The sequence below is a fragment of the Xanthomonas populi genome (genome assembly GCF_002940065.1).
GTDB classification, from domain to species: domain Bacteria; phylum Pseudomonadota; class Gammaproteobacteria; order Xanthomonadales; family Xanthomonadaceae; genus Xanthomonas; species Xanthomonas populi.
This window is the reverse complement of the sequence record NZ_MDEJ01000074.1, coordinates 1-19,582: the sequence shown is the minus strand read 5'-3', so window position 1 is coordinate 19,582 and position 19,582 is coordinate 1. Positions and strand designations below refer to the sequence as shown.

At 64.6% G+C, this 19,582-nt stretch carries 14 protein-coding genes, 1 other RNA gene and 1 pseudogene; all 16 read right to left on the bottom strand.

The features are described 5' to 3' along the window. Positions 1 to 138 precede the first annotated feature (138 nt). On the bottom strand, positions 139 to 315 hold the full coding sequence (locus XpopCFBP1817_RS21595) for a hypothetical protein (RefSeq protein WP_158251300.1): 177 nt from the start codon (positions 313 to 315) through the stop codon (positions 139 to 141). A gap of 181 nt (positions 316 to 496) precedes the next feature. Further along, complete coding sequence (gene gspD / locus XpopCFBP1817_RS12810) at positions 497 to 2,833, bottom strand: type II secretion system secretin GspD (protein ID WP_128417428.1); 2,337 nt, start codon at positions 2,831 to 2,833, stop codon at positions 497 to 499. Further along, positions 2,830 to 3,621 carry a type II secretion system protein XpsN gene (xpsN, locus tag XpopCFBP1817_RS12805; protein WP_128417427.1) on the bottom strand — a complete coding sequence of 264 codons (792 nt, stop codon included), beginning with the start codon at positions 3,619 to 3,621 and terminating at the stop codon, positions 2,830 to 2,832. The genes gspD and xpsN overlap by 4 nt, the downstream gene beginning before the upstream one ends. Next, a pseudogene (gspM, locus tag XpopCFBP1817_RS12800) lies at positions 3,611 to 4,265 on the bottom strand (type II secretion system protein GspM). The gene xpsN and the pseudogene gspM overlap by 11 nt, the downstream one beginning before the upstream one ends. After that, positions 4,249 to 5,370 (bottom strand): PilN domain-containing protein, encoded by a 1,122-nt coding sequence (locus XpopCFBP1817_RS12795; RefSeq protein ID WP_128417425.1) that lies wholly within the window; start codon positions 5,368 to 5,370, stop codon positions 4,249 to 4,251. Before XpopCFBP1817_RS12795 ends, gspM begins: the two are co-directional and overlap by 17 nt. Continuing rightward, entirely contained in the window at positions 5,367 to 6,218 is an 852-nt protein-coding gene (locus XpopCFBP1817_RS12790; RefSeq protein WP_128417424.1) for a type II secretion system minor pseudopilin, read from the bottom strand. Before XpopCFBP1817_RS12790 ends, XpopCFBP1817_RS12795 begins: the two co-directional genes overlap by 4 nt. Then, positions 6,215 to 6,850, bottom strand: a complete 636-nt coding sequence (locus XpopCFBP1817_RS12785) for a type II secretion system protein J (RefSeq protein ID WP_128417423.1) — start codon at positions 6,848 to 6,850, stop codon at positions 6,215 to 6,217. Before XpopCFBP1817_RS12785 ends, XpopCFBP1817_RS12790 begins: the two co-directional genes overlap by 4 nt. Continuing rightward, on the bottom strand, positions 6,847 to 7,263 hold the full coding sequence (gene xpsI, locus XpopCFBP1817_RS12780) for a type II secretion system protein XpsI (protein WP_128417422.1): 417 nt from the start codon (positions 7,261 to 7,263) through the stop codon (positions 6,847 to 6,849). Before xpsI ends, XpopCFBP1817_RS12785 begins: the two co-directional genes overlap by 4 nt. Further along, on the bottom strand, positions 7,260 to 7,769 hold the full coding sequence (gene xpsH, locus XpopCFBP1817_RS12775) for a type II secretion system protein XpsH (protein ID WP_128417421.1): 510 nt from the start codon (positions 7,767 to 7,769) through the stop codon (positions 7,260 to 7,262). Before xpsH ends, xpsI begins: the two co-directional genes overlap by 4 nt. A 10-nt stretch (positions 7,770 to 7,779) precedes the next feature. After that, a complete protein-coding gene (gene gspG, locus XpopCFBP1817_RS12770) occupies positions 7,780 to 8,211 on the bottom strand; it encodes a type II secretion system major pseudopilin GspG (protein WP_128417420.1) in 432 nt (143 codons plus the stop codon). A 130-nt stretch (positions 8,212 to 8,341) separates the two neighbouring features. Further along, a non-coding RNA gene (locus XpopCFBP1817_RS12765) (sX9 sRNA) lies at positions 8,342 to 8,417 on the bottom strand. A 62-nt stretch (positions 8,418 to 8,479) separates the two neighbouring features. Next, a complete protein-coding gene (gene xpsF / locus XpopCFBP1817_RS12760) occupies positions 8,480 to 9,697 on the bottom strand; it encodes a type II secretion system protein XpsF (RefSeq protein ID WP_128417419.1) in 1,218 nt (405 codons plus the stop codon). Positions 9,698 to 9,869: 172 nt separating this feature from the next. Further along, positions 9,870 to 11,597, bottom strand: a complete 1,728-nt coding sequence (gene gspE, locus XpopCFBP1817_RS12755) for a type II secretion system ATPase GspE (RefSeq protein ID WP_167393929.1) — start codon at positions 11,595 to 11,597, stop codon at positions 9,870 to 9,872. A gap of 129 nt (positions 11,598 to 11,726) precedes the next feature. Continuing rightward, positions 11,727 to 13,613, bottom strand: coding sequence for a S8 family peptidase (locus XpopCFBP1817_RS12750; protein ID WP_128417417.1), 1,887 nt, complete (start codon positions 13,611 to 13,613; stop codon positions 11,727 to 11,729). 124 nt (positions 13,614 to 13,737) lie between these two features. Further along, entirely contained in the window at positions 13,738 to 18,861 is a 5,124-nt protein-coding gene (locus tag XpopCFBP1817_RS12745) for an ESPR-type extended signal peptide-containing protein (protein ID WP_128417416.1), read from the bottom strand. A 421-nt stretch (positions 18,862 to 19,282) separates the two neighbouring features. After that, complete coding sequence (locus XpopCFBP1817_RS12740) at positions 19,283 to 19,489, bottom strand: hypothetical protein (protein ID WP_167393928.1); 207 nt, start codon at positions 19,487 to 19,489, stop codon at positions 19,283 to 19,285. Positions 19,490 to 19,582 lie beyond the last annotated feature (93 nt).

The window sequence follows — 19,582 nt, the reverse complement described above, 5'->3', positions numbered from 1 at the left end:
GATCATGTCTGTCGTTCTCCGCTGGCAGGGCGTCAAGTCAATGATGGCAGATTGCTGGGGTTTTTAGAGGCTCCTATAAGATGTATAGTGCGGTTGGTAGCTTTAGCCAGACAAAGTGCAATTACCATACGACTGCTGCTATGCCGCTTGTAAAGCAGCTACCGCAGCCCGTTCGACCGCCTTGGCCGGAGTATTTCCATAAACCGAATCAGAAGTTCCAGTAAAAACTCCTGGAATGACTACTTCCCCCAACGCCTGAAAGGAGAAAAACCCAAGAGCAAATAAGGACAAAAATTTGACATGCGCAGCTTTCATAAATTCTCCCTGTCTTAGCCCCCCTACGACACAGTAGCGCATTGCCAAATGCGTTTCAACTGGAGCAGATTTCTAACTCAGGGAACCTCTGAACCACGCATCCCAGATACGCGACAACCCACCCCTACGTTGAGGAGTGATCCATGCAACTGACGTTTGGTGACGCTGAGGGTCTGGGCACTTACTTCTTGCCCAACGCCGGCAACGGCTCCATGGCCTTGAACTTCTGACCGTATTCGTCGGTGAGATTGCGTGCTTCCTGCGGGTTGCGCACGATCGATGGAGTGATAAGCACGATAACCTCTCTGCGGTCGGTATTTTGTGTCTTACTTCCGAAAAGTGCACCAACAACTGGTAACTTGCTTAGGAAAGGTATGCCATTGCTTCCATCGGTTGTACTGTCGTCGATCAGGCCTGCGAGCATGATTGTGTCGCCATTCTGAACAGCCGCCTCCGTTTTAACGCGACGAGTATTGATGTCGACATTGCATGCGGCGCTGTTGACCGTTGTAGTCGTTGCAGCTGTGCAAGCAGCGGGCCTTGCGCCAGGCGAGCTGACTTCCTGAACAATATCAAGAAATACCATTCCATCCTTCGTCACACGCGGGCGCACCTTTAAAATCACACCTGTATCTATGTATTGCACAGATGAGAAGCTGCTATCGCTACCCAGTCCTGTATTGATTGAAGTGGAATTTATCGGAATCCGCGAGCCCACATTAAGTGTGGCCTCTGCGTTGTTACGGACAAAAACAGAAGGAGTCTGCAAAAGGCGCAAGTTAGTCACTTGATCTAACGCACTAATAATTGCAGCTGCATTCTTTCCAAGAAATGTCCAAGCGACGCCATTGTCTGTAACGCTACCGGAAACATCCCCCCAAATCCCTCTACCGGCAGCCGAGGGGAGATTGGGGCCACCACCGCTTCCATCAGTATTAAATGGGGTCGTGACTGCATTTTCGAAGTACCAATTAACGCCGTACTGCAATCGACCAGTCAGCGTCACTTCTGCGATTTGAGCCTCGATATGCACCTGCATCGGCATCACGTCGAGCTTTTCGATGACGTCGCGGATCGAATTCCACGACTGCGGCGTTGAGCGCACCAGCAAGGTGTTGGTTTCTGCCACCGCCGATACGCCGACCTTGTCGCCTTCCACTTCCAGCGTCACCGCGCCATTGCCGTTGCTGCGCGGCGACAGCTGCAGACTTCCGTTGCCCAGTCCACCGCTGCCACTGCCACTGCCACTGCTGCCACTGCTGCCACTGCTGCCACTGCTGCCACTGCTGCCGCCGAAGCTGGCGCCGGACGAGCTGTCATCGCTGCTGTCGCCGATGCTGCCACCGGTCGTGCCCGAGCTGCCACCCATGCTGCTGTCGCGATTGCCCAGCGCACCGCCGAGCACGCTGGTTTCCGAACCCGGTACCAACGAAGCATTGGAGTCGCTGCCATTGCCACGCCCACCGAACACTTCCGATAGGCGATCGGCCAGATCCTTGGCCTTGATGTATTTCAGCTCGTACGAGAACAGCCGCACGCCGCCGCCAGCGCTGTCGATGCGGTCCAGCCATTGCTGGATCTGGTCTAGATAGCGCGGCTGCGGAGTGATCACCAGCACCGCGTTGGCGTTTTCCAGCGGCATGAAACGGAACATGCCGGCGCTGGGCGTCTTGCTTTGTTCGCCGAAGACTTTTTCCAGATCGGCGGAGACTTTTTCGGCCTTGCCGGACTGGATCGGGAACACGCCCACCGACATGCCCGACAACCAATCCACGTCGAAGATCTGCACGGTGCGCAGATAGTTCTCCAGCTCGGCGCGGGTACCGCCCAGGGTGATCACGTTGCGCGAATTGTCGGTACCGACGATGGCGTTGGGCCGCGCGTACGGCTCCAGCACCTTCTTCATTTCGCTGGCGGAAATGAACTTCAACGGCACCACGCGCACTTCGAAACCGCGCGCGGCCGAGGGCGATGCGGTGCTGGGCGCGACGGTGCCGGCCAGCGCCTGGTCGGCCGGCACGATGTTGTAGCGGCCACCGTTGAACACCATGCGCGCGTTGTTCCAGCCCAGCACCATTTCCAGCAGGTTCAAGGCCTGCGCCGGTGAGACCGGGTTGGGCGTGGCCAGGGTCACGGTGCCTTGCACGCCCGGGGCGATGACGTAGTTCTGGCCGAGCATGTCGCCCAGGATCGCCTTGACCACCGCCTGCACCGATTCGCCTTCGAAATTGAAGGTGGCGCTGCCGGTGCTGGCCATGCCCAGCGTGGGCGACGACGCGGCGGCCGCGCTCTGGTTGATCATGCTGCCGCTGCCGCGACGGATCACCGGCACCGGCTTGGCGCTGGTGTTACCGTCGGCAGCTTGCTCGGCGCCGGTCTGGGTGGCGCCGGCAGCGCCGACTTGCGGGTCCAGGCGCGCGTCGCGGCGCACGTCCGGCGGCGGAGTGGTGGCGCAACCGGCCAGCAGGCCGATCAGCAGGGAGACGGGAAACAGGCGCGGCGTCATGCGTTCACTCATTGGGTCTGACCGGGGGTTGAGCCGCTCTGGCGCTGCTGTTGCAGCTGGCGGCGTCGGGCTTCGATGCGCTCGCGGATGGCACGCATCTGATCGTCGGAGGGGCGTGGCGCTTCCTGGGCGCCATCGCTGCGTTGCGGCGGCACCGTCGGCGGTGCCTGCCCGCCGGGCTGCTGGGCAGACGTGGCGGGCTGGGGCTGCGGCGGCTGTGTCGGCGCGACCGCCGCGGCATCGGGCGACGGTAACGGCGGGATGGCGCCAGCAGCGACGCGTGCGGCCGCATTGGCAGTAGGCGGTTGCCCGCCCTGGCCGTTGAACACCTGCAGTTCCAGGGTCTGCGTGCCGCCGGGTCCTTCGATGGTTGCGCTGCGCGGCTGCAGCGCGAGCAGGCGCCAGCCCTTGACCGCATCGCCGCCGAGTTTGACCCGCACCGAATCGTGCGGGTCCAGGGTCAGCGTGGCCATCTTGAAGTTGTCCGTCAGCAGCACGCCGGTCAGCCGCACCGTCGATGCGGCGCCGCTGCCGTCGTTGCCGGACAGGAAGAACGGATGCGGCAGGCGGTCTTCGGCGAAGGCCGGGTGCGCGGCGATTTCCGAATATTTCTCGAACGCGCCCAGCCGCTCCGGCGCCGGTGCCGGCAAGGTGGGCAGGCGCTGCACCAGTGCCGGGTCGTCGGGCAGCAGCTCCACGCGCTTGCCCAGCCCAGCCACGGCCAGCACGCACACCAGCAACGTCCAGCCGACCACGGTGCCCAGCAGCCAGGTGCGCAGGCCGATCAGGTCAAGGCGCATTGCTGGCCTCCCCGTTGGCAGGAGTCGCGGGGGGGGGGGTCGGTCTTCAGCGGCGCGGCGCTGGCGCCCGGGCGCAGATAGCCGGCCAGTTCGAAGGCGATATCCAGGCCGTTGCCGCTTTCGTTGGGGGAGAGCTGGTAGCGCTGCGCCATCACGTTGAGGTTGTCCACGAACAAGCGCGGCGTGCCGTTTTCCAGGCTGTACAACACCGAGGCCAGTTCCGGCGTACCGCAACGCAGGCGCACCTGCACCGCCACGCGGGTGAAGCGTGCCTTGCTCTCCGGCTGCAACGGCGAGCGGTTGCTGATGGCGCAGCTGCGGTTGCCGGGGCTGGCTTCCACCACCGCGCGTTCCAGCCGCTGCACCAGACCGGCCGAGGCCAGTTCGGCCGAGGTTTCCGGCAGGAAGCCGGGGCGGCTTTCCAAGGTCTGGCGCGCTTGACGCAGCCGTTTGCTCACTTCCGGCGCCTGCTGCAATTGCACGCGCACGCGCAGCTCGCGCTCGCGCAACGCTTGCAGGTCGTCCTGCACCGCGATCATCGGCTGGGTGAACCACGGGTGCACCAGCACCAGATAGGCCACGCCGATCACCAGCACCAACAGGCCCAAAGCGATCCAGCGATCGCGCTTAACGCTGCGTGGCATCGGCCGCCTCCTTGGCATCAGGGCCGGCCAGTTCGGCGGTGATGGTGAAGCGGTCCACGTTACGACCTGCATCGCTCTGCAGCACGCCGGTCAGCGAGGGCGTGCGCCATAGCGGCGAGCCTTCCAGACGCCGCACCAGCGAGGAGGCTTCGTTGCTCAAACCGATCAACTGCAATTGCCCGCCTTCGACCGAGAATTTTTCCAGATAGGTACCGCCGGGAAGGCGCCGGCTCAGCTCGTCCCAGATTTCCACCGAGGTGGGGCGGGTGGCGCGTTGCTGCTGGAAGAAGGTGGCACCTTCGACCAGATCCAGCAATTGCTGGCGTTCGGCGGCGACCTGGCGCGCGCGTGCGGCGTTGGCCTGCACCTTGGCACGCAAGTCGTCGGCGGCCTGGTGGCGGTTGTCAAGCAGCAGCCACCCGGCCAGTGCCAGCAGCACCAGCGCGGCGGCGGTGAGCAACAGATTCCAGCGCTGCATCGGGTCGCTACGGCGCAGGCGACGCGCCGGCGGCAGCAGATTCACGCCCAATGGCAGGCCCTGCGCATCGGTGACATCGATGCCGGATAAGGCGCTGATCCATGCATCCGGCACACCTGCCGGGCCATCAATCATGCGGCGCGGCACCACCACCAGTTCTACATCGAGCTGGCCGTCTTCGCGCACGTCGAGCACGCGCGCGTCGAAATACACCTGGTCGGCGGTGAACGGGGTTTGCCGATCGATTTCAAAACGCGCCACGTCCTGCAGGCGTGCGGCTGCCGCTGCAGGCAGACGCAACGGGCGACGCAAGGCATGCGCGGCCGGCAGCAGCCAATGCCGCGGCAAGCCTTCCAGCGCAGTCGGCAGCAAGGCATTGACTTCCTGCGGCTGCACCGGCCACGGCAGGCTGGCGATATCCTCGCTGCTGTGATCGAGCTGGCGCAGCAGTTTTAGCGCTTCGCCGTCGGGTTGCAATAACAGGCGTGATTGCGACAGGCCCAACTGCCATTGCCAGCGCTGCGGCAACCAGGCAAGCAACGATTGCTGCCACCAACGCCAGAAGCCTCCGGCTCCCGGCATGGCGCGTACGCCGATACGACCCAAGGTATCCCGCCATGCGGTCATTGCACTGCTGCTCCCTCTTCCCAACGCAACACGGTATAGGCCGACCCAGGTAATGCGGACGCACTGATGGACACGACCGCCCGCAACACGGCCCCGCGTCCCTGACTCAGTCGCGCCCGGCTCTCGATACTATAAGTGTCCGAGCCACCGACCGTCGCCTCGCTGTCCGGCAAACCCGGCGGCGCCTCACGCTGGGCCAGCAGTTGCCGCGCATCCAGGCCCATCGCGGTCAACACCGGGCTCGGCGCAAAGCGCGCTTCGGGGCGCGAACGGCCGCTGTACAGGGTGAGGTTGGGCAACAGCTTGCGATACAACTCGCCATCCATGCCCAGAACCAGGCGCAACTCGCCCAAGGTTTCGAAAGGGCCATCTTTTGCGCCATAGGGCAACCCGGCATCGGCGTAATCGCGATCTTCCGCGCCGCCGCCGGGCTGGCTCAGCGAGTCGCCATCGCGCCAATCGACGATGGCGCCGGCAATGCGCGTATCGCGGCCCTGCCCGCCACCGACGGCGCGTACCAACCCGGCCAACAGCGCGGGCTCGGCCATGTTCAGATCCACCTTGCCGCTCTCGTCAGTGATACGAATCTCCACAGTGGCATCGTCCATCTGCCAACGATAGCGTCGGCCGTCTGCGCGCCAGCGTGCCTGCGTGTCGGTGCTTTGCAAGCGAAACAACGCGTATTCCAGGCCGGAGCGCGCGTATTCCTGGGCCTGCGCGCCGTTGCGCAGCATGCTGCCCTGCAATGCTTCCACCCGCGCGGTCAGCGCGAATGCACCGATCATTGCCGTGAGCAACGCAATCAGCCACAACACCAACACCAGCGCGGCGCCGCGCATCGCGCTCATTGCCACGCTCCCGGATTGCTGGATTGCGGCAACGCCACCACCAACGACGGCCACGCGGCATTGCCACTGCGGATGTCGATGCGCACCAACAGCGGCAGCCGGTCGTGCCATTCCCATTGCGGCAACCACGCACTCAGGCGGCCGCTCTGCAGATCCATGCCGCGGTAACGAAAGCTCACCTGTTGCACGCCTTCAGCGAGTTTTTCCGGCGGTAGCGCGGTGCCCTCTTCGATCGACTTGCCCGATTGGAGCATGGTCAATGCGATCAACAGAGTGTGCTGCTCGCCATCGCCGGACACCGACAGATCATGCAGATACGGCCCGCCACGGCCCAGATAATCCGGTACATCGGCGGCAAAACGCATGCGCTGCGGTTCGCCGATGAACAACATCGGCTGCTGACTTTGCGGGTCGATGCCCATGGCGATCGGCAACGCGGCGGCCAGCCGCCGGCGCAGGAATTCTTCCACCGCACGCACGCGCTCGCTGCGCTGGGCGATCGCTTCGCCGCGCTGACTCACCGCACTGGCCGAGCGCAAGGTGGCGAACGCCAAGGCCAGCCCGCCGACCAGCAACATCGTGGCCAACAACACTTCGATCAAGGTAAACCCTGCGCTGCGCGAACGCTTCATAGGGCGCTACCCGGCGCTGCCGCAGCGACCAACCGCAACGTGCGCCATTGCAGCACTTGGTTAGGCTGCTCGCCCCAACGCACCACCAAGGTCAATTGCAGCAGCGTGTGCGCGCCGGGGGACACCGGCGCCTGCGGATTGCGCCGCGGTTCGTCGTAGGGGCGCACATCCATCGACCAGCGGAAATGCCCGTCTTCGAAGCTGCCCTGTTGCTGTTCGGGTACCAACGGTTTGTCCATGCCTTGCGATGCCAGCAACGACTGCGCGTGCAAGGTGGCGCGCGTGCTGTCGTCGGCCGCGCGCACCTGACGTGCGGCACCGGACAGCGATCCCAGCAACAGGCTCAATGCCAGCGCCAGCAACGCGAAGGCGACGATCACCTCGATCAGCGTGTAACCGCGCTGACGCTTCATGGCGCCGGCGTCCGCAATTGACCGGAGCGCACTTCGCCAGTGATCCAGCCCACGTCCACACGCCAAGTGGCGTTTTTCACATGCAGATCGATGCGCCCGCCGGTGGAAGCGCCATCGGGGAAGAACTGGATGGCGCCCTGATCCTGCCGCGACTGCACCTGACGCGCGCCGGTGAAACGCACCTCCAGCGACGACGGCAGATCGCCGTGATGTCCACCGGGCGCTTCCCAACGGCGCTGCTGTGGATCGATCAAAAAGCGCTGCGGGGTGCCTGTGGCAATCGCCTGCGTGCGGGTATAGCGCAGCTGCGAGGCGATCGCTTTGCCTGCGGTGCGCAAGCGCATGCCATCGATGCCGCCGTTCAATGCGGCGGCGGCCAGCACGCCGGCCAGCGCGATCAAGGCGATGACCAGCAACATTTCCAGCAACGAACTGCCACGCGCGCGCCTGCCACCAGGACCGACCACTCCATGCGGATGACGCAACGGCTGACACGCAACGCGCATGGGCTAAGGCTTATTGGTACTTGATGTCCGCGTCGTAGCTGCTGCCACCGGGGCGGCCGTCCTTGCCAAGGCTGATCAGATCGAACGGCTGGCCATCGCCCGGCACGCGGTATTCGATGGTGTGGCCCCAGGGGTCGTTGAGTTCGACCGGCTTGGCGTACGGGCCGAGCCAGCCGCTGCTGCCGCCCGGCTGGGTGACCAGTTCGTCAAGCTTGCTCGGCAACTTGCCGGTGTCGAGCTGGAAGTTCTCGATCTTGCCGGCCAGGGTCTGGATCTGCGATTTGGCCAGATTGGCCTTGCCGCGATCGGCACCACCGAGCACACGGCTACCCACCAGGGTGAGCACCGCGCCGATCAGCACGATGACGATGATGATTTCCAGCAGGCTCATGCCGGCCTGGGCTGCACGCGATGGACTACGGGTAATGGAGCGCTTGATCATGAACGATTTCCTTGCACGTCGATGAAAGATGCTGCCGCCAGAAGATGACACGGCGGGCATTGCAATGGTTCCCGCATGGGTGTCGTGCGGTCACCGGAAAGTTGTTGTGAATCCGTTTCAGCCTGAGAACGTCTGGCAACACGTAGCGAGCAGTCGTCAGGTGGGCGCGGACGCGCGCTCCGAACCGCAGTGTACGAGTGGTACATGCCGATTCCGAGCACCGGCCGCGCCCGCCTGGCGGTGAGCGCAGTCCTTTTGCTGGCCGCTCTCACCCAATGGCATTGGTCAGGTCATAGAGCGGTACCAGCACCGAGATGATGACAAGCCCGACCACCGAGGCCAACACCAACGTGATCAGCGGCACCAGGGCGGCCAGCGCGCGGTCGATGGCTTGGGCGGTTTCCAGCTCGAAAGTGTCGGCGGTCTTGAGCAGCATCGTGTCCAATGCGCCCGACTCTTCGCCTACCTGAATCATCTGCAGGGCCAGCCGCGGGAAGCGCTTGCCGCGTGCCAGCGACATCGCCAGGCCATGGCCGTTTTTGACGTCGTCGGCAGCGGCGTCGACATCGGCGACCAGCGCCAGATTGGACATGACATTACGCGCGATGCCTATTGCCGCCAGCAGCGGCACGCCGTTGCGCAGCAAGGTGCCCAGCGTGCGCGTCAGCCGTGCGGTTTCCAGGCGGGCGATCAAACTGCCGATGACTTTCTGCCGCAGCAACCATTCATCCAGTGCGGCACGAAACGCCGCATTGCGACGTTTGCGATCCAGCCACAGCCCGAACACACCCGGCACCACGATCAACACCACCCACCAGTCGCGCACCAACAAACCCACGCTCAACACCGCCTGGGTAAACCATGGCAACGCCACATCCAGGCTTTCGTACATCTGCGCGAACTGAGGCACCACGTAGCCGAGCAGAAACAGCAACGCACAGCCGACCACCGCCAGCAGGATCGCCGGATAGATCAGCGCGTTGATCACCTTGCCGCGGAGTGCGCGGCTGCGCTCCAGATAATCGGCCAGACGTTGCAAGGTGTCCTGCATGCTGCCGCCGGCTTCGCCCGCGCGCACCATGTTGATGTACAGCTTGGAGAACAGCCCGTGCTGGCGTTCCAGTGCCGAGGACAGCGGTGCGCCGCCACGCACGGTGTCGCGCACGTCGCCGATCACGCGCCGGCTTTTTTCGTCTTCGGGCAGATCCATCAGGATCGACAGCGCGCGGTCCAGCGGTTGGCCGGCACCGATCAGCGTGGACAGCTGTTGGGTAAATTGCACCAGTGCGGCGTTGTCGAACGGCTTCTTGCGCAGCAGCATGCGCAGCGACGGCGCGTCGTTTTCGCCGGTGGCCAGACGCGTTTCTACCGGCAGATGGCCCTGCTCCTGCAGACGCAAAGCCACCTCTGCATCGCTGGCCGCTTCCATCTGGCCATCGAGCATTTCGCCGTGCGCGTCGAGCGCTTTGTAGCGGTAAAGAGGCATTAGGTGGAGCCGGGACCCAGGACGCGGGACCGGGGACACGGGAAAAGCAGCGTGCTGCAGCACGGGAATCTGGCAGCGCTTCGGTCGGCACATGAGAAAGACGCAGCCACACCGTTGACTTGGCTGTTCCCGGGTCCCCGCTCCCAGGTCCCCGGTCCCGTCACTTCACCGCTCACGCATCCTCCGTGACGCGTAGCACTTCTTCAATGGTGGTTTCGCCGCGCAGAGCCTTGGACAAGCCGTCTTCGTACATGGTGCGCATACCGGCCTTGCGGGCCAGTTGTTCGATCTCGCCCATGCCGGCGCGGCGCATCACCGCGCGCCGCAATTCGTCGTTCATCACCAGGAATTCGACGATGGTGGTGCGGCCGAGATAGCCGGTCGGGGCCGCTGCGGACGCACGCGGGCGATACAGGTAAATCTCGCCCTCCGGCTGCAGACGGCGCAGATTGAACCGCTCTATCTCTTCAGGCGATGCGGCGTAGCGCTCGGCGTTAGGTAGGTCGAGTTTGCGGACCAACCGCTGCGCCAAAATACCATTGATGGTGGACGTGAGCAGATAGTCTTCCACACCCATGTCGAGCAGGCGGGTGATGCCGCCAGCCGCGTTGTTGGTGTGCAGCGTAGACAGCACCAAATGGCCGGTGAGCGCGGACTGGATCGCGATGCGCGCGGTTTCCAGATCGCGCATTTCGCCGATCATGATGATGTCCGGATCCTGACGCACGATGCTGCGCAGCGCGTTGGCGAAATCAAGCCCGATCTGCGGCTTGGCCTGGATCTGGTTGATGCCTTCGATCTGGTATTCCACCGGGTCTTCGACAGTGATGATTTTCACGTCCGAGGTGTTGAGCTGGCTCAACGCGGTGTACAGCGTGGTGGTCTTGCCCGAACCGGTCGGGCCGGTCACCAGCATGATGCCGTGCGGCTGCTCCAGTACCTTGCGGAACTGCGGCAAAAAATCTTCGGTAAAGCCCAGCTTGTAGAAGTCGAACACCACCGTTTCGCGATCGAGCAGGCGCATCACCACGCTCTCGCCATGTGCGGTGGGCACGGTACTGACGCGCAGATCCAGCTCCTTGCCCTGCACGCGCAGCATGATGCGGCCGTCCTGCGGCAGCCGGCGTTCGGCGATGTTGAGCTTGGCCATGATCTTGACGCGGCTGATCACTGCGGCAGTAAGTTTGGCGGGCGGGCTTTCGCCTTCTACCAGCACCCCGTCCACGCGATAACGCACCTTGAGCCGGCTTTCGAACGGTTCGATATGGATGTCGGAGGCACGCAATTCCACCGCGTTCTGGATCACCAGATTCACCAGCCGGATCACCGGCGCTTCGGAGGCCAGATCGCGCAGCGCTTCGATATCGTCGCTGCTGTTGGCATCGCCGTCGGCGGTTTCCACGATGGTGCCCATCGCGCTGCGGCCCTGGCCGTACCAGCGCTCGATCAGATCGTCGATTTCCGAACGCAGCCCGACCTGCAACAACAGCGGCAAGCCGGTCGCAAGGCGCACCGCATCGATCGCGTAATCGTCGTATGGGTCGGCGATCCACAGATCCAGCCGGCCATCGCGTTCGCCGACCGGACACAGATGAAATTGTTTGAGAAAACGCAGCGATAAGCCCTGCACTTCGGGCAGCATTTCCGGCGGGGTATCGCCGAGTTGGCGTGCGTCCACCAGCGGCAGGCCGAGCACGTCGGCGCAGGTCTCTGCATGATCGCGTTCGGACACCAATCCCAGACGGCCCAGCAGAGCCAGCAGGCCCATGCCGGATTCGGTCTGCAACTGGCGCGCGCGCAGTAGATCGGTGTCCTTCAGAAGACGGCGTTCAAGCAGCGCCTGGACGATGCGCGTCTGCGCACTTGGATGCTCAACTGGATCGACGGCAACCGCGTTCACACTCGTCTCCACTGGTTCGGCGCCGACTGTAGCAGTTTGCCGCGACGATCAACCGCACGCATCTGAATAGCCCTGAAAAACGATGCCCCGGTGAGTGGCCGGGGGGCATCGGCCACACTATTTCAACGCTTACTGTCGCGCAATGAGCTTCAGCTTCGCGTAGTCCTTCGCACCGACCAGCTTGATGTAGTAAGCGCCTGCCTTGGGTGCAGTGAAACGCACGGTTTCGCTGTTGCCCGGGCGGGTCGACTTGGCATCGTAGGAGGTGGCGGTGGGCTCGGCGTCGAAGCTCACATACACCGACACATCGCCGGTGCCGCCGTAGGTCATGAAACTAAGCACGGCACCGGCCTTGGCTTCGAAGCTGTACAGCGTGGAGCTACCGGCGGCACCGCTCAATCCAGCCAACGGTGCCTTGTTGGTCAGTGCGATGGCGGTCGGTGCGCAGGACTCGGTGGCCGGATCGCACGGCTCCACCAGCACCGCTTCCAGCGCGGCCGTGGCATCGACGATGCCGCTGCCGATCGGGGTGCTGGCCGGCGGGGTCACCGAGAAACGACGGCTGGTCTGCTTGAGCAGGGTCTCCACGGCGGCCGGGGTCAGCGGGCCATCGCCCAGGCCGATGGCCGCGCTCTGCACCAGCGCCACGACGCCGGCCACGTGCGGGGATGCCATCGAGGTGCCATCTAGGCCCTTATAGGTATAGGTCCCGGAGGTCGGCGTGGTCGCACCGGTGTAGCCGGCCTGCCAGATGTAGCCGCCCGGACTGCCGTCCACGCTGCCACCACCGCCCGGGCCCGACAAGTCGACCTTGCTGCCGTAGTTGGAGTAGTCGGTGATGCCGCCGTTGATGCGCGTGACGCCCACGGTGATCGTGTTGTTGGAGCTGGCCGGCGAGTGGTTGGCCGCATCTTCGCCACCGTTGCCGGCCGCCACCACCACGGTGGTGCCGCGCGAGACTGCACCATTGATCGCCAGCTGGGTTGCTGCATCGCAGGGTCCGCCGCCACGGATGCTCATGTTGATGACTTCGGCCGGGTTGGTGTTGGCCGGCACGCCATCCACCGCACCGCCCGAGGCCCAGACGATCGCATCGGCAATGTCGGAGGTGTAGCCGCCGCAACGGCCGAGTACGCGCACCGGCAACACGGTCGCCTTCGGCGCCACGCCCGTCATGCCTATTCCGTTATTCGTCGCCTCGGCGACGGTACCCGTGACATGGGTGCCGTGCCAGGAGCTTTCCTGCGCCACCGAGCCGATGTAGCAGAGGTTGTCGGCCTCTTGCCAGTCGCCGTAATCCAGCGCGCCTGGCACGCGGGCATCGGTCGGGCGACGCGAGATTTCGGCATCGGTGATGAAGTCGTAGCCCTGCAGCAGGTTGACGGCAACATCCGGATGGCCCGGCAGGATGCCGGTATCCAGCACTGCCACCACCACGCCGGCACCCTGCGACAGATCCCACGCCGCCGGCGCGTTGATGCCGCCGTTGGGGTGTCTCAGATGCCACTGGTATTGCGTGTACAGCGGGTCGTTGGGAACCAGTTGCGGGGTCACGTCGGTCGCTGCGAGAGTCTTGTGGATCTCGACCGGGCGCAGCATGCGATCGATCTGCACGGCGGCAACCGACGGGTCACTCTTGAGCTCGACCACCACTTTGTCCAGCTGTGCGGCGGTCAGCGCGCTGGACAGCTTGATCAGGTCAGAACCAATGCCAAGCTTGCGCACATAGATTGCCTTGACGGCGGCTGCGCTGTTGGCCGCGCCGCTGCTGCTTGCATTGACGCGGCCAACAGCGGCCTGCACGGCGCCGAGCTTGACGGCGCGATCGCTCGCAGCAGCAGTGTTGTCCTTGTAGCGCACGATCAGGCGGCGACTGAATGCGTCGCCTGCCGATGCTGCCTGAGTCGGTTCCTTGACCAGCAGTTGCGGGGCGGCAGCGAGGGTGCCCGACGCACCAAGGACCATCATCAGGATGGCGTCGGTCAGCGGGTTGAAACGGAAATTCTTGTCGATCACGGTGAAGTCCTCTTCAGTTTTTCGTGGATCAGCGTGGTTAAGGCCATCACGCCATGCGAATCCGTTGGCCGGCCCAGCCACGGTCCTTACCCGCCCCCTCAGGCCGCGTTTCATGCAATGCGCGTTACCAGCCGAAGCCGGCACCCACGCCGATCGAGCGGTCATCGCCGCTGAGTGCGCCGCCGACCGTCACCGTGGCGCGCGGGCTGATTGCACGCTGATAGCCCACCGACAACGCCGATTCGCCGTTCTGAAACCCGACGCCGGCACCGACCCGGTTCTGCGAGGCGATACCGGCAACGCTGGCGGACATGTTCAACATCGCCGAGCTCATCGCGCCCTGACGATCCAGACGACGGTTCTGCCGACGCAGGCGGTCTTCGATATCGCCCTGGTAGGTCTCGAAGCTGTCGGCCATCGCGCTGTAGCGGCTGTCGGTATAGCTGTTGGCGGCAGCAACGCCGTTGTCCAACTGCCCCTTGTTGACCGCATCGGTGGCGCGCGTACCGGCAGCCACATTGGCCACCTGACGCTCACCGCCAACACTGCCCACCGACACCGTGTTGGCACGATCGGCAACCGAGCCCTGGCCGAGTGCAACTGCACCCTGTGCACTCACACGTGCGCCTTGACCGATCGCCGTGCCGGAGGCCGCACTGACCTGCGCACCTTCGCCCATTGCCACTGCATTGGTCGCCACCGCCGCGATCTGCGTGTTGGCGCCCACCGCGGTGCTGCCATCGGCATTGACGCGTGCGTTTCTGCCAATGGCAGTGTCGTTGGGGCCATGCGCATACGCGCTGCCGCCGATTGCGGTGCCGGTGATGTCGTTGGCGACTGCGGCCGTGCCGACAGCGGTGGACGTTGCCGCTGGCGTCGTGCTGACCACAGCAGCGGTCGGCGTGCCCTGCACGCTTGCCGTGGCATCTGCGACATCAGCGGCAGCATCGATCTGCGCAATCGCCGCACCCGCAGGCACCGATGCCGTGCGCAGCGACGCCGTGCGCGCGGCGGTGCTGGCCGTTGCGGTACCGCTACGTGCATCCAGCTCGGTGACCTTGCTGTCCAATGCGGTCAATGCAGCGCCGACGTTGTTGTAGCTGGCACCTTGAATCACATAGGTCGGCGCCACGAACACCCCTTGCGCACCGATCGCCGCACCACCGCCAAGGAAGCTGGCCGCATTGCTCAGCGACTGGAATAACTGCCCGCCATTGATCGCATCGGTACTGGCATCGGCAATTGCACCACTTTCCACATTGACGATGCGACGCGTGGCCGGACCACCGCGGCCATCGCCGCTGCCCACCGACACCACGTTGGCGTCATAGGTGCGCGAACCAGAGCCCAGGGCCACCGAATCGGCACCGGTTGCGCCGGCATTCGCACCGAGCGCCACACCATTGACCGCGCTTTGGCGCACGAACGCGTTGTAGCCCACCGAGACCGCGTTTTCGCCGATCACGTTGACCTGACGACCGACGCCGGTGCTGTTGGTGCCGGTGGCCGAGGCATCGGCACCGATGACGCTGGCACCGATCGCATCGGCGAGGCTGCCGCCACCCAATGCAAGCGTGTTCTCGGCCAGTGCCGCAGCGCTCTGACCCAACGCGGTGGCGTTGACACCGTCGGCATACGAATTCCAGCCGATGGCGGTGGTGTAGTCGGCCGTTGCCCACGCACCCGCACCGAATGCCGCAGCGCCTGTGCCGGAGGCACGCGCCGGAATAAACCCGAAGAACGTGCTGCCACCAACGGCCACGCTTTCTTCGCCGGTCGCTTCGCTGAATTCACCCACCGCCACGCTGCTGGAGCCGCTGGCGGTGCTGAAATTGCCCAGCGCGGTGCTGTTGAAACCGGTCGCGCTGGAATAGCCGCCCAGTGCGGTGGAGTAATTGGCGGTGGCCTCGGCGCCGAAGCCGAAAGCGGCCGCGCTGGTGCCATCGGCAATGCTTTGCGCGCCAACCGCAGTGGCCGAGTCGCCACTGGCACTGGCGAAGTAACCCAGCGCCGTGGTTTCGCTGCCGGTGGCCACGCTCAGCGCGCCGGCCGCCAGCGATCCATCGCCAGACGCATCTGCCGCTGCACCCAGTGCGGTGCTCTGCGCACCGACCGCTGCGCTCTCGCCGCCCACGGCAACCGCATAGTCGCCGCTGGCCTGGCTGTAGGCACCGTTGGACACGCTGCCAGAACCGCTGGCCGCCGCGTTGTAACCCGATGCACTGGCGAACTTGGCGGTGGCGCTGGCGCCGCTCCCCACGGCCACTGCACCGGTGCCGATCGCCTGGCTGCTGGAACCGAACGCGCTGCTGTAATCGCCCTGCGCACTCGCATTGAAACCGGCAGCGGTGGCGTCCTTGCCCTGCGCATCGGCGGTGCCCTCGCCGGTGCCGGTGTACAGACGCGCGGTGGTTTCGGCGGTTTCGCCGACCGCGTTGAGTTGGCCCAGGTTCACCGCATCGGTGCCCTCGGTACCGGCAGCGACATTGGTGATCTGACGCTCGCCACCGACGTTGCCCACCGACACCGTGTTGGCGCGATCGGCAACCGCGCCTGCGCCCAGCGCCACGCTGTTGTTCGCAGACGCGAGAGCGCCGCTACCGATGCTCACGCTCTGTGCGCCCTCTGCAATGGCCTCCCACCCCAGTGCGATGCTGTTATCGGCAAAGGCGTCGGATTGACCGCCAATAGAGATCGCATGCAGGCCGTAAGCGTTGGCATAGGTGCCTGCTGCGATCGATCCAGTGTCGGCCGCATACGCATTCGGACCCAACGCCGTGCTGTCGTTACCGTAGGCCACGCTTTCGGTACCGATGGCGGTTCCGCCATTCCCCCACGCCACGCTGGCAAAGCCCAGCGCGGTCGATGCAGTGCCGTTGCCGATGCTTTCGTAGCCGATCGCGGTCGCGCCACGTCCATTGGCGATGCTGGTGCCGCCGACAGCAGTACCGAAGTAACCCGAGGCATTGCTGTCGGCACCAAGCGCGGTGGCGTAATCGTCGCCGGCGCTGCTGTTGAAGCCGACCGCGGTGGCATTGGCGATGCTGGCATTGGCACCATTGCCGATCGCAGTGGTGCCAAGCGCAGAGGCCTGACTGCTCGAACCCACTGCAACGCTGTCATCGCCCGACGCATTGCTGGATCCGCCCAGCGCGACGGTGCGCTCGCCCAAGGCACTGCTGCCTGCGCCGATCGCGGTCGATACAGTACCGCCGGCAGCGGCGTTGGAACCGAAGGCAGCGCTGTCATCGCCGAACGCCACGCTTGCACCGCCGACGGCAGTGCTGGTTTCGCCGAACGCCACGCTACCCACGCCGAGCGCGGTGGAATCGGCACCGTTAGCGATGCTCTCGTAACCGAGCGCGGTCGCGCTGCTGCCAGTGGCCAGACTGGCGCCGCCAACAGCCGTGCCGAAGTCGCCCGATGCACTGCTGTCGGCGCCAAGCGCAGTGGCGTCATCGCCCAGTGCAGTGCTGTTGAAACCGAGCGCGGTTGCATTGTCGATGCTGGCAATCGCGCCGCTGCCGATCGCGGTGGTGCCCTGCGCCGCTGCGGAGCTGGTCGAACCGAATGCAGCGCTGTAGTCGCCGATTGCCGATGCGTTGGAACCGGCCGCAACGCTGTCGATGCCTTCGGCAATGGCGGCGCCATCACCAGTGGCGACAAACGTGCGCGCGGTGCTGTCGGCAGCGTCTGACACGGCAGTGAGCTGATCGAGATTCACCGCATCGGTGCCTTCGGTACCGGCGGCGACGCTGGTGATCTGACGCTCATCGCCGGCCGAGCCGACTGACACCGTGTTGGCGCCCAACGCAACCGAGTTGGCGCCGCGTGCGGTGCTGTAATAGCCCAGCGCCGTACTCAATTCACCGCTGGCCCAGGACTGCGCACCAACCGCAGTTGCGCCTTCACCAGGTGCGTAGGCGAAGTAACCCACCGCAGTGGCTTCGGTGCCCGACGCTTCGCTAAACGTGCTCACCGCCGTGGTGTAGGTGCCCGATGCAATCGCACCGGCGCCAAGTGCGGTGGCCGCTTCGCCGCTGGCCTGGGTCTGCACCAAGAGACCCAGACCCGGAACCCGCTCGACCGGGCCACCGACCGCCGTGCTGCTGGTGCCGCTGGCGCTGGTCTGCGTGCCCACGGCGGTGGCGTAATCGCCGGCCGCATTGGCCACCGCGCCGAACGCAGACGACTGCGCACCGGCAGCAGACGCACCAACGCCGAACGCCGATGCGGCAAATCCATCGGCATTGGCGCTGGCACCCACGGCGGTGCCGCCAACGCCGGCGCTGGTGGCAACGGTCTCCACCGGCACGCCGCCGCCGGTGATCAGCGGCTCGCCATCTTCGTTTACCGCAGCGCCGCCAACGGCCACGCTGCCGGAGCCGGTGGCCTGGGCGTTGTGGCCGAATGCCGCGCTGTTCTGCCCGGAGGCGAGCGCATTGGCGCCGACCGCGGTGGTATTGTCGGCCACGGCATTGGCGCCGGTTCCCAGCGCCGTTGTCGCCGTGCCCACCGCATTGGCGGCATCGCCAGCAGCCAGTGCGCTCTCGCCTTCGACATACGCGCCAACGCTGCCTTCGCCCGGGGTTGCCTTGAAGAACATTGCGGTGTCGTCGGCCACATCGGCCACGTCCTGCAGCTGCGCCAGGTTGACCGCGTCGGTGGCGTTGACGCCGGCAGTGACGTTGGGGATGCGGCGCGTGGCCGCACCACCGCGGCCATTGCCACTGCCCACCGGCACCACGTCGTCTTCGCGAGTGCGCGAGCCTGCGCCCAGCGCGACCGAGTTGGCATCGGTCACGCCGGCAGTGGCACCGAGCGCCACGCCGTTTTCGCCGCTGTGGCGCACGAAACGGTTGCCGCCGATGGCCAACGCGTTCTCGCCGATGGCATTGGTCTGGCGCCCGATCGCGCTGCTGTTCACACCGCTGGCGCTGCTATCGGCGTCTGCTGACACTGCGCCGGTCGCGCTGGCGTGGCTGTTGCCGCCGATGGCGGTGGTCTTGGTGGCAGATGCCGCTGCACCGCGGCCGACCTCGACCGGCTGCGCCATCGCCGAAAGGGGAATTGCGATCCCGGCGCTGCCCAGCGCCAGGGCGATCGCGGCGACCAGGCAACGGCTCTGGCGGCGGTCGACGAAGGCGGCAGTGGTCACTGCTGCCGGGCTGTCACCGCTGACCAATTCCGATGCCACGGCCCACACGCCCAACGCTTTGTTCCAAACCTTGCGATAAATCCGATGCATCGACGTACGACTCCTGGAGTTGGGACTGGTTTGTTGGCGAACAGTCGCCATCGAACGGCCTTCCAGCCATGCGATTCCCCTGGTGATTGGCGCCATGTGCCTAATGGCGGTGGGCGGCTTGCGCCTGCACCTTGGATCGTCACAAAGTGAACGCTACCCAACCAGAGAACTGAGCGGAGTGTTAACAGCGCTCAAATCGGGCGTCAAGTTTTTGACGAAAAGCAAAGCCAAGCGTGTTTTTTGTCACACTTCTGTTTGCTTTTATTATTTTTTTGATAAATCTTTGTAAAAAAGTGACCTATCTCGTGTCTTGCAAGACAGTTCAAAGCCGAATGGGCCTGTGCAAGGCAGAAAAAAAACCCACTGACGGGTCGCCAGCAGGCTTGGTTGCGCAAAAATCAGGCACCAAATGCGTCAGAGCTCAGACAAGCACCACACGCTGGAAAACCGGTGCCATGCCGGCGCGGTCCCGAAGGTCACTAGCCGATTGGCGCCAGGGAAACGACGGAATGCAGCAAATGTGTCGGCAGGCTTCAGATCGCTGACGCGCCAGCAGGCGTCCTCGATCGAAGTCGGTGCCTTCGAAATTGAGGATGTAGGTGCCGGCACGCGGCGCGGTGAAGCGCACGTTCTGGCTAGGTCCTGTTAACACATACGAAGCCCTTCAACGATCAGGACGAAGCTCAGGAATCCGAGGAACATGACGTCGAGCTTCTCAAAG